We start from the raw sequence: 15,379 nt of genomic DNA on the forward strand, positions 1-15,379 counted from the left end.
CGCCCAGCCAATGCCCCTTGCCTAGTCTAGATATGCCCAGCTATCGGCACCGTCGAAATGGCGCACGGTAAGCGTCTGGCGATGTCACCTACCTAACTGAATATCATCCATGTCACAATTCCGTTCGGCCTGGTGCTCCGATTTCCTCCATAAAATCATCTAGAAAACTATTAAGGCGTGCATGCCTGACCGCTGCCAACCGAGCACCTTCGGCTGTCTGAAATCCCGAAGCCAGTTTGAGTAATTTTGTGTGGAAATGCTCAATGGTGAAACGTTTGTCTTGATAATCCCTGCCTGCGGCTTCCGGGTTTGTAAAGTCGTAAAGCGCAGAGCCCATTCGCCCAGAAACGTAGAAGCAGCGCGCGACTCCCACCATGCCGATGGCGTCCAGTCGGTCACTGTCCTGAAGAATTTTGGCTTCTAGTGTGATGGGATCGAAGCCTGCTGAGAAGCTGTGGGTCTTTACCGCGTGAGCAACTAGCTCAATTCGCGATGTAGACCAACCCATACGCTCCAAAATAGAGGCGGCTTTTTTGGCCGAAAGAGTTGATGCTTGCGCCCGTAATGGCGAGTTTTTCTCGACTGCCACACAATCATGCAAAATAGTTGCTGCGAGCAATGCTTCTAAGTCACCACCTTCTTTTTCTTGTAGCCGCCGAACATTTATCCATACTCGGTGAATATGAGAAAGATCGTGAGATCCGTCCGTGCTGTCCTCGGGTAGAAATGCGAGTAAATCCGACGCTAGGCTCTGGTAAGGAAAAAATGGCTCGACAATCATTTCAAAACTCCTGGAAGGTATCGATCTTAGTAAGTCCATGGTGAATATGTCGTACGGTGGATATCCAGCGATGTGGTAACAGCTGGTCGATCTCACTCGCCCGCTGCATCGGCAGCCGCGTCAGCACATCTTTGAGATACGCATACGGATCGTGTCCATTCATGCGCGCTGACTGGATCAAGCTCATGATTGCTGCCGCCCTTTTGCCGCTGCGAAGCGAGCCAGCAAACAACCAGTTGGAACGTCCAAGTGCCCAGGGTCTGATCTGGTTTTCGACTGGGTTGTTGTCTATGGGGACAGCCCCATCTTCCAGGTAGCGCGTCAGCGCTACCCAGCGTTTAAGGCTGTAATCCAAGGCTTTGGCCGTCGCTGATCCGTTAGGCACAAGATCGCGCTGGGTCAACATCCAGTCGTGCAGTGCTTTCGCCAATGGTGCTGCTTTTTCTTGCCGGATTCGCCAACGATCCTCGTCACTCATGTCTCGCGCTTGGCGTTCAACCTCGTACAAGCCGCCAATCGAGTGCAGCGCCTGCTCTGCCAACTGGCTTTTATTGGCCACGTGCAGATCGAAAAACTTACGGCGGGCGTGGGCCATGCAGCCGATTTCGGTCATGCCCTTCTCGAAGCCTGCTTTGTAGCCAGCAAAGTCATCGCACACCAGCTTGCCGTTCCACGTGCCGAGGAAGTTACGCGCATGCTCACCGGCCCGGCTCGGGCTGAAGTCATAAACCACAGCTTTAATTGCCGAGAATGGTGTGGTGCAGTAAGCCCATACATAAGCTCGGTGCGTTTTCTTCTGTCCGGGCGCAAGCATTTGCACCGGCGTCTCATCGGCATGGACGACTCGCTGTGCCAAGACAGCTTCTCGCAAGGCATCAACCAACGGTTGAAGCTGCACACCGGTCTGCCCAACCCATTGCGCCAGTGTAGAGCGCGGGATCGCTAAACCGGCGCGCCCGAAAATTTTCTCCTGCCGATACAGCGGCAAGTGGTCAGCAAACTTCGCCACCATCACGTGAGCCAGCAGGCCTGCGGTTGGGATGCCCTTGTCGATCACATGGGCAGGTACCGGCGCCTGGATCAGTGTTTCGCACTGACGGCAGGCCCACTTTCCACGCACGTGTTGTTCGACGGTGAACACGCCTGGCGTGTAATCCAGCTTCTCGCTGACGTCCTCGCCGATGCGCTGGAGCTGGCAACCGCAGGAGCACTGAGTGTTTTCTGGCTCATGATGAATGACGGTGCGTGGAAACTGTGGCGGCAACGGCGCGCGCTTCGGCTTTTGGCGCGCCTCTGCTGGAACTGGAGCCGGAAGCAGTGCCGTCAGCTCGGCGTCGATAGCCTCAAGATCGGTGTCAAGCAGATCGTCGAGCAAGCTGCCTTGCTCAGGACTGATCTGCTCGCTGCGCTTGGCAAATCTATGCCGCCTGAGGATCGCGATTTCGTGGGTCAACTGCTCGATGATGGTGTCATCGCGGTGGCTCTTTCTGCCCATGGTGTCGATCTGCGACAGCAACTGCGCAGCGAGTGCACGCAGTTGGTCGGCGGGCATTTGGTCGAGGTTGGGCAAGGAAGTCATGCCGTGGATTTTACCAAAGCAGACCGCATGCGGCACTAGGCTCAGGCTCAGGCTTTAATTAAAGCCTTTTAAAGGATAGCAATTGCACCGCCAGCCCCAACGCGCTGCCACGGCAGGCCAAGCACCAAGGCCTGAAGTTGTTCGGTATCCAGCTCCAGCTCGCTGCCATGTCGAATGCCTGGCCAGTGGAATTTGCCTTGGTTCAATCGCCTTGCGGCCAGCCAGACGCCGATCCCGTCGTGCACTAAAACTTTCATACGATTGGCCCGGCGATTGGCAAAGAGATAAGCGCAGTGCGGCTTCGCCGCACCGAATACCGCAATGACTCTGGCCAAGGCGGTTTCGGTGCCTGCGCGCATGTCCAACGGTTCAGTGGCGAGCCAGATAACCTCGATACGGATCATTGGGCAAGCTCGCGGATAAAACGGGCACACCCACTAGGATCTGAGGATGGCCACTTCACTGTGAGGTTTTGCTGGCCGAAAGGAACCTCGATGGTAACAGGCGCTTGCTGACTGGGCTGAATGACAGACGCTAGATTTATCGGAACAAAGGCAGGCAACGCGGGCACCTGATGATCACGGTAGATAGGTATCCACTTTCGAACCAGATTGGCATTGACGCCATGGTGCAGGGCTACGCTGGCTATCGAAACGCCTGGTTGCAGGCATTCCTGAACGATCTTGGCTTTAACGGGTTTGGGATAAGAAGTTCTTTTGCGCATGATAATCCTGACGATAAGGGCAATGGTGTCCACGTATTTTTAAGTGGAGAACATCGCCCTTATTGCGGGGGTTTATTAGGTGACTTGGCCGGACGCTTACTTTACGGCGCCGAATACGGCAAGAAAAAGCCGTTGCATGCCTGGATGATCGCCCAGCGTGGCCTCGTGCCCGAAGGATCGGCCATCAGCAGAACACTCGATTACAGCCTGAAACGCTGGGCAGCGCTGTCGCGCTACCTGGATGACGGGGCAGTACCCATAGACAACAATTGGGCAGAGAACCAGATCCGGCCATGGGCTCTTGGACGCAAGAACTGGCTCTTTGCTGGATCACTACGCAGTGGACAACGGGCGGCGGCAATCATGAGCTTGATCCAGTCTGCGCGCATGAAAGGGCACGATCCGTATACTTACCTGAAGGACGTTTTGACTCGTCTGCCCACGCAGCGGGCAAGTGACGCTACCAACTTGTTACCACATCGTTGGGCGCCCGTTTAATCACAACTACTCAAGGAGAAAGCTGTGGACTTACGGATAGAGATACATGAGACGCCTCAAGAGGCGGATTACCAAGCGATTTTGGCACCGTTGCGCGAATACAACCAAGCACAAACGGGGCTCATCGGAACTGAAAAACTTGCGATGTTAATCAAGGATGACGCGGGGGCTACGCAAGGTGGGCTATACGCAAAAATTTCTGGGCAGTGGTTATTTGTTGAGTTGCTGGTAGTACCTGAAGTCGCCCGAGGGCAAGGGTTGGGCGCAAAGTTGATGGACAAGGCGGAAGCTCTGGCGCGTGAGAAAGGCTGTCAAGGTATCTGGCTGGACACATTCTCTTTTCAAGCTCCGGACTTTTACCTCCGGCTCGGCTTCAGCATATTTGGAGAACTTAAAAATTACCCGGTCGTTGGATACAACCGGTTTTTTATGCAGAAAAGATTTGATCTCAACAAGCATAACGCTAGTAATACTCAGCCTTGAGGCAATAACAGCAAAAACCTAAGCAAGGTGTATTAACCGGACGCTTACGGTTATAGTCAGTCGCCGAAAGGAATTACACTCTCTCGCCTTCTGAGCGCGAAGAATAAGATTTTCAAATAGCGAGGGAAAGACAAGGAACAAGCATAACGAGGACTCCCCTTGGCGGGGAGTTTTCGCAGGCACTTTAAGCTACTTTAAGCTACTTTGTTAAAAATAGAGTAGGTGCTTAAGCTTGGTATGAAGACTCTCAGATGCTTCCTACAGATATGAAACGTCGCTAACGTGTCCGGAATGCTTTCCAATGATGACTTAATTTAAATTTTGAGTAAGTAGCACTACTTAATTGATTTCAGCTCCATTGTGAGTCTTATCAAATCCAACGGAGAACACTCTAGAGCAGCTGCAAGAGCAAAAACTGTTTCTAACGTTGGCTGATGATGGCCTCGCTCCATCAAACTAATGTAGTTACGTTGCAAGCCAGCCTGATAAGCAAGCCCTTCTTGCGTGATCTTGCGATCCAACCTCGCTTCACGCAAGACCTTACCAAACGCAGTTGCTATGTCCACTCACTCCCTCCTATCAGGAAGGCACTGTGAGGTAGAGCAATGCAGACGTCTTCACAGTATACTGTGAATATTCATACTCGTTAGGGAGAGCCTAAATGGGCGAGCTGATGATCTTAGTAGCTGACGAATTTGGCGAAGACTCGCCTAGCGATCTCAGGGAACTGGAAGGTCGCATCGCTCTCGATAGGTTCGAGCACTCGGGAGCCCACCCTATATTCTTGATTTTCCACTGGTGTAAGGAATCGAACGGTAAGCGTCACAGCGTATCCATAGTTGACCACTTTTTAAAAGTTGAGGAATTTCTATGCCAGCGTTATCGACACGCGGCTGTCCAATATGAAGTTGAAAAAATAATGATAATCCTACCCCCGGGGCCTGAAACAGGCCGGGACTGGGTCATGAAACGACTAATTCAAGCCACCGTTAAAAACACTAAAAACGAACCTTCTCAAGTGGTTTATCAAACACCTAGGAAGGATTACCAATACTTATTGGAAAACCTAGAAGGCGGGGAGCAGGCCGAATGGCATGTATTACTCAGAAACAGGTAAAAATATTATAAGACGGTTTTTTCAAAACTCATAGGGTAGCCGAGACCGGCCTAAATATGGACATCGTAATAAAAATCGGCTCCGTTAATACCATTAACTCACCGTCGAGCGCGGGTGAGGCACAGACAAAACTATTCCTTCATCCTGCAAGCCGCCCAACAGGCTCCTTCTCAAGACCTATCGTCAGATCAGCATCCAGAAATCGAGCCTGTTTTGCAGTCCGGTTCCGCAACGTCTCGCGAGCCTCAGCCTCAATTTTCGCTTTCAAATGCCACTTTAGAGTGCTTAATTTTCGCCGCCCCTTCATCGTATTTTCCTCGACTAAGCTGTCAGCAGTAATGTCGCGCATCGGCCCGGTATTAGGCAAGCGCTATGCTTTCACCTGCCGTTTTTCCTCCACGATGTCCTGGGTCGTCACTCTGCGGACCATCCGACCCTCTCAGCTCGGGGCATCGGCTTAACACCGGTGATTCTGGCTATGGTGATATGACCACAGCTGACTGACTCTACTCAAAACCTGTCGAATTGGGGACCGGCATCGCGAATAAGCAAACTCGGCCGAAATGCCGTCACGTTATTTCTATTCACCTTAGCTGCTATTTTTTCAGGGGCTGTTTGGGACGGCTGTAAATACGTCCTGAGGATCAGCTAGATATAACAATATTGCCAAGGTGACCGGTCTAAATGGATCATGATATATCGACGACTTTGGCATCGCTTTGCTTTGCTTTCAAAACCCTGATTTCGTTGAGCATTACCTCATTGAGAGACGCTAGGTTTGCCAATTTCGTTCGTAATGTTTGTATCTCTTGACGTAAGGTGCGGTTGCTCTCCTGCTCTGCACGTAAATCTTGATGTTTAACGTCACGCTGCGCTCGGCTGGAACGTCCTTGGGCTTCGCGGATAGCTTCTGCGAAGCTTGGGTAGTGGTTATGAATTAGTGCCGCGGAAATGCCCGCCTCGCGGGCTACAGCTGCAATTGTAACTTTAGTTTCTCCCGTTTTAGCTCGACCATTTTCAATACGATAGAGCGCAAGCCTCAGATCTCTTTCACGGTTAGCGGAAGGTTTGCGTTTAGTTGTCATGCCGCCTGGTCCTCTGGATCGTAGCCGAGCTGTGTGAAAATCTCACGGCACCTTTTTATGTCACGTAAAACACGAACTCTACCGCCCTCGCCGATGTCCTCGCATAGGAGTAGCTGCTTTAAGTTCGCGTAAAGCTCTCGGTAAAGACCAATATGATTCTGCCCTATGACCCCGTTGCTGCAGCCACCACAGCGCGTCCGCTCTACCGTGTTGCCAATACACCCACCGTGGTCTGCAGTGCACCATGCATGGCCATTGCTTCGTATAGAGATACTTCCGGCAATAGAGACTATCATCGTCTCATGATCATTGAAGATGGCGAGGTTTGATGGGTCGCGCTGCCATTGTTTGAGCGAGCGACCAAGGCCACCACCTAGCGAATCCTCGCTAAACCAACCCGTCACTGCTCCAAGTTTGATGTCTTGGTACTCTTGATTAATATCGTCTAAGAGTTCTAGATCATGGTGGCTACCCCACCCTGGGTCCATGGCATAGCCTAGTGTCATATCCATAGACCAATGCGCAAAGTGTTCTCGAAGATAGCGCAGATCACCAAATTGACTGTGTGCCGCGTAGTTGGCGAATTTACGCCGGAACTGATGACTGGCGAGAGACCAGTTTAATCCTGCCTGGCGACAGAATTTCTTCAAGTTAATATTGAATGCGGCTAATGACAGGGTTCGAACCTCCTTGCCTTTCTTAATGCTTACTCCGAGAAAAAGAGCATGGCGGTGCTCATTCGCGTTTATTATTTCTAGATCCGCGGGATCGATTCGACGCCGCTCAGCAATCTCAGCCGCAATAATGGCTTGGTATGGGGCGGCCCAACGTTCCATTAAACGCAATGCCTCTACGGCAGCTGAGGGGATCATCCAATCACGTTCCTCAGCGTTCGTTTTTTCTGACTTGGAACGCATCCAATGAAAAACTGTACCGTCATCGTCTTTGGTGCGGCGATGTGACCCTAATCGTAGATTAGCCAGCTCGTGATTGCGACAGCCTGAGGTGCTGGCGAGGACTATGTAGCAGGCTGTACGTAGATCGTTTAGATTCCGGCTGAGCGAGGCAAGTCCTCCAACCCAGCCCACGGTGGTTAGATAATGTTTTTTTGCATCGCTAACGAAGTAGTGTCTAGTGCCTTCGCGTTCTTTACCAATGTTTGCAACGGAGTCTCGGAGATCTAGCAAATATTTGCCTTGTTGCACTTTTTTGTAAGCCGTGACGAACAAGTCACAGAAAATATCGTCAGGAATCAATGGAGTTAGGCTTCCTTGCCGATGGCGCGAGCCGCTACCTGTCAGCCCCGCCAAGGACAGAGGTGAGGCGTCTGGCCACGGGTGTTTAAGTATAGGGTCGTTTGTGTACTGACTCAGCTCGTAAAGTGCCTCCACTGCCTGGAGGCGCATCAAAAGGGTCCCCTGAGATAATCGTGTCCCCAGCCCCGTATTACCTTCTTTGTAGTCCGCGACATAGTTCGCAAAGACGATTTGGGGGATCTCACTAAAATAGCCGATCTCGAGTGAATCTAGATATCGCAGAAAGGGCAATATGGACTCGAAAAAGCTACATAGAGTCGCTCCTTTGGGTCTCACTTTTCCCTCCCGACCTCGCTGCTTGTAGCGAAACATGACACCCTTTATCACCTCCCTGAATGGAGGCGGCACGCGCAAAAAATTCACCTGTTTTCTGTAGTTATTTTTATTATTCGGACCTCCTTTGAACTTCCACTGGTCATCGCCGTAGCGACTTTGAACGACCCAGCGATCACTGATTTTGTGCGCCGTTACAATAAACGCATTGCGCTCGTTCTCGGGCAGTTGACGGAGATCCCATAGTTCTGGTTTAACTCCTTCCTGACGCAAGGCTTTGGCTGTGTTTTTTTTCATACGAAGACCTCCAGGGATGTAATTAAATCGTATGACCAGAAAGGATGAGGTTGCGCGCGCGCTTGAGTACGGGCCTGTTCGACGACAGTGTTGCTGAATATCCCGCGTTTCAGGCCTTCCGCTACAATGTAATCATCGATCAGGCGCGGTATGTGGGCGTAGTATTGTTGCCAGCGCCGTTTATCTACGCGATTGCGTTCAGAAAGTATCCGGAAATAAAAGCTGAATAGCTTGTACAAGTCTTCGGCTGTCACAACGTAATGCCGGCAACGTACACAATTTAAGAAATTGATACAGGTAGCACCTTCTTTTTTAGGTGCGTATTGGCCATTTTCCGGGTCGCGACAAAGCCCCGTTGGTACTTTCTTGAACGTTGCCCCTATGGTGTAGCTTAGCAATTCTTTAACAAGTACTTGCCCCATGAACCGCCAGTTGTTCTTGGCTTCTATAGTGGGCAGTAAATAACTAGTGTCAGCTACCTGCGGTGAGTTGCCAAGTGCTGTCGCGGTAGCTGTAAGGTCACCGTCCAATAGTTCGAAAACCCTATTTCCGAAGGTTTTTCGCAGTCTGGAGATATTGAGACGTAACGGACTTCCATTACTTTCTGTAAGCTGATATTCATTGATAAGTCGCTCAATCGACTTTTCAAGTTGATTCAGGGTAAGTGCTGTCACTTGGCCTGCCTGGTTATAAGCGCGTGACCGATATAGCCAGACACGATCTTGAAGGTCGCTGGGCGCTTCAGAAACCAACTCGGCGGTGCGAAATATCAGATGCCGGATGAGGCGATCAACGTTAGTTTTAATTGTAGGAGTGACCTCCAATAGACGTTCGTGTGTGCTGTCTGCACGCAGAATTACTTTACTGTTGTTGTGTCCGCGACGTTTCCAAAGAACTAGGAAAGTGTTGTTGTCTTTGGGGTGCGCGCGCAGACAGTCACGGCTCATTTCTAGCAATGGCGTAGTATTGCGTCCTGTGTGCAGTGCTATGATAAGTAGCGCATAGCTGACTAGCTCGCTTGTAACGGGAAAGTCCTTGTCCCAAATTGGCATAACCGCCTGTTTGACTGCGGCGGCAAACTCTTGACGCTGCTGCTTAAGGAGGGGAACTTCGCCCTTTTTCGTACGGTTACTATTAGGGAATGGATTAAGAGGAAATGTTGCGGAATCGCCTGAGTCGATCAGGTTGATTATCCCTCGGCGCCCAAGCGCTTGTAGTACTGACTTCGTGTAACTCAAGCGACATTGCTGGGAGCTAATTGCTAACCCGCAATCAGCATTATGCGCGATATAAGAATCTATTAAGTCTCGGTTAATATCTGATAAGGTGAGCTCGCGTTGGAGAGCAGTCGCCTGTAGAAGAAGGAAGTCAAGGAACGTACGCAGTCCTGTTTTGCAATAGCTGGTCACGGTACTCGCTTCGACTTCGGCATCTTGTTTGGCCAGGAAACGTTCAATTTGTTTGTGGCATGCATATACGATTTGATCTATCCCTGACCCGTACCAGCGTGCAAAATCATAAAATCGCATTCGGGTCGCGTTACGACCAAAAGCCACCTGCGTGTTTGTTGGGGGAATCACTTCATGAGGGACAAAGGTATGCCTGTCCTGATCAACGGAGTGCCGTACCTCTGGGATTGTCAGGTCGGTCTTGATATAGATCTTGCGTTTACCCATCAGTTGTCGTCCAGGAAGTCGTTCAGTTCTTCGTCATAGTCAAGCACCGCGCTATCAGCCTGCTCATTGATTAAATGCAGGTAGATCATTGTTGTCTGAATAGAGCTATGTCCTAGCTGGCGTTGCAGAAACACTAAAGGTTCTATGCCGGCCGATGAACGCTGTAAAGCGACCAGTGTGTGGGTTGCATAAGTATGGCGCAGCATGTGTGGATGAGCTTTAATGCCAGCCCTTTTGCCGATATCCCTTACTATGCGACCAATGCCCTTCCCATCATCGGCAAAGGGTTCACCCGACTGGTTTAAAAATAAAGGTTTCTGTTCGCGCATGTTCAGGTCTTTGCGTTCACCACGAGTTTGAATCACGTAGCGATGCAAGTCGGATAGAAAGCGGCGACTTACATAGATATTGCGTGCTCTATTTCCCTTTGTACGCATCCCATGACCATCATGTGGGTCGAGACGAATAAGAATATTGCGCTCGTGCCTGCGAGCTTTATTGGGGTCGAAGACATAGGCTAAGGGAAATGTGGAGATTTCTTCCCGCCGCAGTCCGGTCTGGAGGCCTAGTCGGATCATCATTCGATGATGGGGGTTCTCTGCCGTAGCCAATAGTACCTTGACCTCAGCCAGGCTTAGGAATTTGGGCAGGTTTCTAGTCTTCCGAGGCATCGCGTTATTCGTCATGCCTTTTCCGCCTCTGGCATCGGCGTGAGCCAGGAACCCTGTCTCACGTCTAACTGTTCGCTCCTCGAAACTAAAGGGGAGTCTGCTAACCCACCCTTGGGTCTGCGCGTACTGGTAGAAACAACAGACGTAATGCAATCTTTGTCTGATAGTTGAAGTCGCCAAGGCGCACTGGTCTTCGCAGTAACCTCGATAGGCAGCGATCAGGCTCTTAGCCTCGCCACGATCAACGTCGTGCCAATCAAGTTCGTGTGCTTGAAGAAAGCTGAAAAAGTCGTACATCGCACGACCGACGCTTGGCCATGTCTTTTTCGAGCCGATTGATCCTCGCAGAATATAGTGACGGAAGAAGTCATTAGCAGGAACACAGCTCTCCATTGTGTCCATCAATAAGATAGGGAAACCGGGATAAGAGCGCCCAGAAATTACGAACTCTTTAGTGGCCCAAACAAGCTCCATAGGCGAGATTCCCCAAACCTATTGAATCAGTAACTCCGTTCAAGAGCAGGTCTACTGCACATTGCTGTTTCGTAAACTGCTGTCCATAAAGTAGTCCATTAGTAACGGTTAGCAAGCCCCAGTATATGGAATATGCACCTTGCATCAGCCACGTTGCAACATTGCTGGCTGACCCGAAGCGTAGTGCAATGATCTGGGCCTTGATGGACGGTAGTGCGCGATCCGCCAATGAGCTGGCCCTGCTTGCGGGCTTGACGACATCATCTGCCGGGGCGCATTTGGCGCGACTGGCTGCTGGTGGTTTATTGAAGCAGGAAGTGCGGGGCCGCAAGCGTTTTTTCCGTCTGGCGGGTCCGCAGGTGGCGACGGCACTTCAAGCGCTTGCATGTGCCTCTGCCGCGAGTGCAGCCCAGATCAACCGTAATGTTGCGCAACCTTTGCCTTCCATGCCTTTGCGTGAGGCGCGTATTTGCAGTGATCACCTTGGCGGTGATATGGCTGCCGAGTTGTATCAACGGTTGCTGGGAGCGGGGTGGATCGAACAACAGGAACATCGTGTCGAAGTTACCAGCGTGGGGGTGGCGAGGTTTGCAGAGAGGGGGATTTACGTGCCGGCACTTGCTTTGCGTCAGCGCGAGACTGTTTGTGCCTGTGCCGACAGGAGCGAGGTCACGCCGCATTTGGGCGGTGCGTTAGGCGCAGGTTTGTTGCAGCTTTTTATTCAGATGGGCTGGCTGCGCATTACAGAGGAGTCCAGCACCTTGCAAGTTTCGTCCAGCGGGCAGCGCGAGATCGACAAGATCGCGGCTGCCGCCTGATAAGGAGTCAGCTCAAGGCTTGATCAGTCGTGCGTCCAGGCTGTTTTGTGCAAGACGTTTCGCCTGATCCTCGGTCATGCCCAGATGGGTATACAGCGCATGGAAGTTCTCGGTGACGTAGCCGCCGAAATAAGCGGGATCATCGGAATTCACCGTGACCTTCACGCCACGCTCAAGCATGTCGAGGATGTTGTGTTTTGCCATGTCATCGAAGACGCAGAGCTTGGTGTTCGATAGCGGGCAGACCGTCAGCGGAATCTGCTCGTCGATGATGCGCTGCATAAGGCGCTCGTCTTCGATGGCGCGCACACCATGGTCGATACGCTGGATTTTCAGCAGGTCCAGTGCTTCCCATATGTATTCGGGCGGGCCTTCTTCACCAGCGTGGGCCACGGTCAGGAAGCCTTCATGACGAGCACGGTCGAAGACGCGTTTGAACTTGCTCGGTGGATGGCCCATCTCCGAGCTGTCCAACCCCACGGCGACGAACGCATCGCGAAACGGCAGCGCCTGGTCCAGGGTTTTTTCTGCTTCTTCTTCGCTCAAGTGGCGCAGGAAGCTGAGAATCAGACCGCTGCCGATCCCTAGCTTTGATTGGCCGTCTTTCAGGGCTCCCGTGATGCCGTTCAGTACCACTTCGAAAGGGATACCCCGGTCAGTATGAGTTTGCGGATCGAAGAACGGTTCGGTGTGAATCACGTTCTGGGCCTTGCAGCGCTCCAGATACGCCCAGGTCAGGTCGTAGAAATCCTGCTCGGTACGCAGTACATCTGCGCCCTGGTAATAGAGGTCGAGGAATTCCTGCAGGTTGTTGAAGGCGTAAGCGCCGCGCAGGGCTTCGACGTCATTCCACGGCAGCGCGATCTTGTTGCGTTCGGCGAGTGCAAAGAGCAACTCGGGCTCGAGAGAGCCCTCAAGGTGCAGGTGCAGTTCTGCCTTGGGCAGTGCGTTCAACCAGTCGTACATGTGCTTATCTCATCAGGTGCAGATGCCCGGCATTCTACAGAGTCGTGCTTCGGGATGGGCAAAACCTGACCAAGCGGTTCAAATTTACCCGGCCTCTTGCTCCCGTCGATAGGCATAGGTATCGGCGAAACGCGACAGCAAAAATGCCGAGCAAGTAGTAACAGGGTAGCGTGCTGGCTCGGTTTCGCTCTTGCAGCCGGGCAAGCATTCAATTTCAGTGTCCGGGTTGGGCTCGACAAAAAACGGCATCGAATAGCGATCAACGCCCAGTGGACTGACCACCCGATGGGGCGTGGACACATATCGGTCGTTACTCCAGCGCGCCATCATGTCGCCTATGTTGACCACAAACGTGCCGTCAATCGGCGGCGCGTCGATCCACTGGCCGCGCACATCTCGCACTTGCAATCCGCCCGCAGAGTCCTGATGCAGAAGGGTGATACAGCCATAGTCTGTGTGTGCGCCCGCGCCTTGTTGTTCGGCGCTGGTGGCGGTATGGCGCGGCGGGTAATGGATAAAGCGCAGCACGCTCACAGGGGCGACAAAGCGCTTGTCGAAGAAGTCACGCTCGATGCCCAGCGCGACAGTGATCGCCTGAAGCAACTTCTGCGCGAGTGCCTGCATATCCAGATAGTGCTGTTCCATCAAGGCTTCCCAGCCCGGCATGTCGGGATGCCGGTTGGGGCCGCGTAATGGTTTTCCAGCGACGACCTCAGGGTGATCGGCGGGCAGATGAAAGCCCATGTCGAAGGTCTCTTTGAGATCGCTCGGTATATTCGGGTCCAGCTGTTCGGTCGCGATAGCGCCATAGCCTCTATGGTGACGGCTTTGAGTGATATCGATCTTGAGCTTTTCAGCCTGGGGCAGGGCGAAGAATTGCTGCGCCGTGCCGACCACTTGTTCAAGCCGCTCAGCGCTGATCGGGTGTCCTTTGATATAGAAAAAACCCCACTCCCGACAGGCCTGGTCGATTTGCCGGGCAATGTCTTGCCATGCGATTTGGTCATCGCTGTAGAGCGGGGCGATGTCGATGATCGGGAGTTGGTTCACGGTGTTCCGTCCTTATGATTTTTTAACTGTAGGAGCGAATTCATTCGCGAAGGCGGTTTCACAGCCGATGAATATCTATCGAATGTACCGGCCCCTTCCCGAATAAATTCGGTCCCACAGGGTTTCAATGGTGCGCCCCGGTTACTTCGGCAATTCCGCCTTGATGCCCTCAACGTAATAGTTCATCGAGGCCAGTTCTGCATTGGTCGCAACCTTGCCTTCCGGGATTTTTACTGCGCCGGTCTGATCCTTGATCGGGCCGGTGAACGGGTGGAACGCGCCACTTTTGATGTCGGCAATGATCTTCTCGGCTTCTGCCTTGACGTCCGCCGGGACGATATCGCTGATCGGCAACTCAACCGTGCCTTCCTTCAGGCCGCCCCAGTAATCCTGAGATTTCCAGGTGCCGTTGATCACGCCTTCTGTCGCCTGAATGTAATGCGGTCCCCAGTTGTTGACGATGGAGGTCAGCACCGCTTTCGGGCCGAAGTGAGCCATGTCCGAGGCGTAACCCACGGCGTAGACGCCACGACGCTCAGCCGTCTGGATCGGCGCCGGGCTGTCGGTGTGCTGGAACATGACGTCCACGCCCTGGTCGATCAGCGCGTTGGCAGCATCAGCTTCTTTGCCCGGATCGAACCAGGAGTTGACCCACACGACTTTGATCTCGGTGCCCGGGTTGTATTTGTTCAATGCCAGCTGAATGGCGTCGATGTCACGCAGTACTTCAGGAATCGGGAACGAGGCTACGTAACCGATCTTTTTGGTCTTGGTCATTTTTGCCGCAAGAAACCCGCCGACGTAGCGACCTTCATAGGTGCGCGCCAGATAGGTACCCATGTTCTTGTCTTGCTTGTAGCCGGTCGCGTGCTCGAAAGTCACTTTCGGGAACTGCTTGGCGACTTTCAACGTCGGGTTCATGTAACCAAACGAGGTGGTGAAGACCAGATCGTAGCCACCTTTGGCCATGTTGCGGATCACGCGCTCAGCGTCCGCACCTTCCGGCACGTTTTCGACATAACTGGTGGTGACCTTGTCGCCCAGAGCTTCAACCATAGCCTTGCGGCCCTGTTCATGCTGATACGTCCAGCCGTGATCGCCGATCGGGCCGATATAGACGAAGCCGACTTTCAGCGGGTCTGCCGCTGATGCCAGCAGGCTGGAACCCAGGCCAACGACCGCGGCCATGGCGCACAGCAATTTTTTCAGGGGGCGACGCGGGTGAGTGGTGGAGTGCATCGGGTCTAGCTCCTAGTGGTCTTGTTGGCACGGCCGTCTAAGCGGGTTGCTCGAACAATGCAAAAAACTGACCAACTGGACAGTTAATGACAGGGCTGGGGTTGTAGCTGCTTTTAGTAGCGCAAAGCGATGCTGGACGGTGCAAGAAAGGCACGTGTTGCCGCCAACTGGTGCGCCTTTCCTGAACGGGTGGGAGCGCGCTTGCCCGCGATGGCGTCAGTCCAGGCGGTGAGGTGCTAAATGATCAAATGGATCGCGGGCAAGCGCGCTCCTACGGGTAGCGGCGTTCCAATCAAGTTATCAACAGTTTTGAAACCTTTGCTTACACTCGG

Annotated in this window: 15 protein-coding genes and 1 pseudogene; 4 read left to right on the forward strand and 12 right to left on the reverse strand. The window is 52.6% G+C overall.

The window, feature by feature from the left end; all coding sequences use genetic code 11:
* Positions 1–112: 112 nt before the first annotated feature.
* The 4 genes from RX972_RS20190 to tnpA form a co-directional block, all read right to left on the reverse strand.
* Positions 113–781: an HD domain-containing protein gene (locus tag RX972_RS20190; RefSeq protein ID WP_073170060.1), complete on the reverse strand. Its 669-nt coding sequence runs from the start codon at positions 779–781 to the stop codon at positions 113–115.
* Position 782: 1 nt separating this feature from the next.
* The gene (gene tnpC, locus RX972_RS20195) at positions 783–2,360 is read right to left on the reverse strand and encodes an IS66 family transposase (protein ID WP_316877863.1); all 1,578 of its coding nucleotides are present in this window, start codon (positions 2,358–2,360) and stop codon (positions 783–785) included.
* 68 nt (positions 2,361–2,428) lie between these two features.
* The gene (gene tnpB / locus RX972_RS20200; RefSeq protein ID WP_316877865.1) at positions 2,429–2,764 is read right to left on the reverse strand and encodes an IS66 family insertion sequence element accessory protein TnpB; all 336 of its coding nucleotides are present in this window, start codon (positions 2,762–2,764) and stop codon (positions 2,429–2,431) included.
* Positions 2,761–3,084 carry an IS66-like element accessory protein TnpA gene (gene tnpA, locus RX972_RS20205; protein ID WP_316877867.1) on the reverse strand — a complete coding sequence of 108 codons (324 nt, stop codon included), beginning with the start codon at positions 3,082–3,084 and terminating at the stop codon, positions 2,761–2,763. The genes tnpB and tnpA overlap by 4 nt, the downstream gene beginning before the upstream one ends.
* Before the next feature lie 132 nt (positions 3,085–3,216).
* Here tnpA and RX972_RS20210 point away from each other — a divergent pair.
* Positions 3,217–3,582 (forward strand): annotated as a pseudogene (locus RX972_RS20210) (IS66 family transposase); the annotation flags it as partial.
* Between the two features lie 24 nt (positions 3,583–3,606).
* Positions 3,607–4,065 carry a GNAT family N-acetyltransferase gene (locus RX972_RS20215; protein WP_316877869.1) on the forward strand — a complete coding sequence of 153 codons (459 nt, stop codon included), beginning with the start codon at positions 3,607–3,609 and terminating at the stop codon, positions 4,063–4,065.
* A 335-nt stretch (positions 4,066–4,400) separates the two neighbouring features.
* Here RX972_RS20215 and RX972_RS20220 read toward each other — a convergent pair whose 3' ends face one another.
* The gene (locus RX972_RS20220; RefSeq protein ID WP_316877871.1) at positions 4,401–4,631 is read right to left on the reverse strand and encodes a helix-turn-helix transcriptional regulator; all 231 of its coding nucleotides are present in this window, start codon (positions 4,629–4,631) and stop codon (positions 4,401–4,403) included.
* A gap of 95 nt (positions 4,632–4,726) precedes the next feature.
* Between RX972_RS20220 and RX972_RS20225 the strand changes: the two genes are divergently transcribed.
* Positions 4,727–5,182, forward strand: a complete 456-nt coding sequence (locus RX972_RS20225) for a hypothetical protein (protein ID WP_316877873.1) — start codon at positions 4,727–4,729, stop codon at positions 5,180–5,182.
* A gap of 689 nt (positions 5,183–5,871) precedes the next feature.
* Here the strand turns inward: RX972_RS20225 and RX972_RS20230 are convergent.
* Genes RX972_RS20230 through RX972_RS20245 form a run of 4 tightly spaced genes read right to left on the reverse strand, consistent with a single transcriptional unit; the run spans position 5,872 to position 10,974 of the window.
* Complete coding sequence (locus tag RX972_RS20230; RefSeq protein WP_316877875.1) at positions 5,872–6,267, reverse strand: TetR family transcriptional regulator; 396 nt, start codon at positions 6,265–6,267, stop codon at positions 5,872–5,874.
* A complete protein-coding gene (locus tag RX972_RS20235) occupies positions 6,264–8,153 on the reverse strand; it encodes a tyrosine-type recombinase/integrase (RefSeq protein ID WP_316877877.1) in 1,890 nt (629 codons plus the stop codon). Before RX972_RS20235 ends, RX972_RS20230 begins: the two co-directional genes overlap by 4 nt.
* Positions 8,150–9,829, reverse strand: coding sequence for a hypothetical protein (locus RX972_RS20240; RefSeq protein WP_316877879.1), 1,680 nt, complete (start codon positions 9,827–9,829; stop codon positions 8,150–8,152). Before RX972_RS20240 ends, RX972_RS20235 begins: the two co-directional genes overlap by 4 nt.
* Positions 9,829–10,974 carry a tyrosine-type recombinase/integrase gene (locus RX972_RS20245; RefSeq protein ID WP_316877882.1) on the reverse strand — a complete coding sequence of 382 codons (1,146 nt, stop codon included), beginning with the start codon at positions 10,972–10,974 and terminating at the stop codon, positions 9,829–9,831. Before RX972_RS20245 ends, RX972_RS20240 begins: the two co-directional genes overlap by 1 nt.
* Before the next feature lie 125 nt (positions 10,975–11,099).
* Here RX972_RS20245 and RX972_RS20250 point away from each other — a divergent pair, with 125 nt between their 5' ends.
* The gene (locus RX972_RS20250) at positions 11,100–11,792 is read left to right on the forward strand and encodes an ArsR/SmtB family transcription factor (protein WP_027898604.1); all 693 of its coding nucleotides are present in this window, start codon (positions 11,100–11,102) and stop codon (positions 11,790–11,792) included.
* 12 nt (positions 11,793–11,804) lie between these two features.
* Here RX972_RS20250 and RX972_RS20255 read toward each other — a convergent pair whose 3' ends face one another.
* The 3 genes from RX972_RS20255 to RX972_RS20265 form a co-directional block, all read right to left on the reverse strand.
* Positions 11,805–12,758 carry an adenosine deaminase gene (locus tag RX972_RS20255; protein ID WP_122707107.1) on the reverse strand — a complete coding sequence of 318 codons (954 nt, stop codon included), beginning with the start codon at positions 12,756–12,758 and terminating at the stop codon, positions 11,805–11,807.
* A gap of 84 nt (positions 12,759–12,842) precedes the next feature.
* Positions 12,843–13,808, reverse strand: a complete 966-nt coding sequence (locus tag RX972_RS20260; RefSeq protein ID WP_316877886.1) for a 2-oxoglutarate and iron-dependent oxygenase domain-containing protein — start codon at positions 13,806–13,808, stop codon at positions 12,843–12,845.
* 141 nt (positions 13,809–13,949) lie between these two features.
* Entirely contained in the window at positions 13,950–15,047 is a 1,098-nt protein-coding gene (locus tag RX972_RS20265) for a BMP family ABC transporter substrate-binding protein (RefSeq protein WP_027898104.1), read from the reverse strand.
* Positions 15,048–15,379 lie beyond the last annotated feature (332 nt).

Source organism: Pseudomonas syringae group sp. J309-1, from assembly GCF_032582135.1.
GTDB lineage: Bacteria > Pseudomonadota > Gammaproteobacteria > Pseudomonadales > Pseudomonadaceae > Aquipseudomonas > Aquipseudomonas quasicaspiana.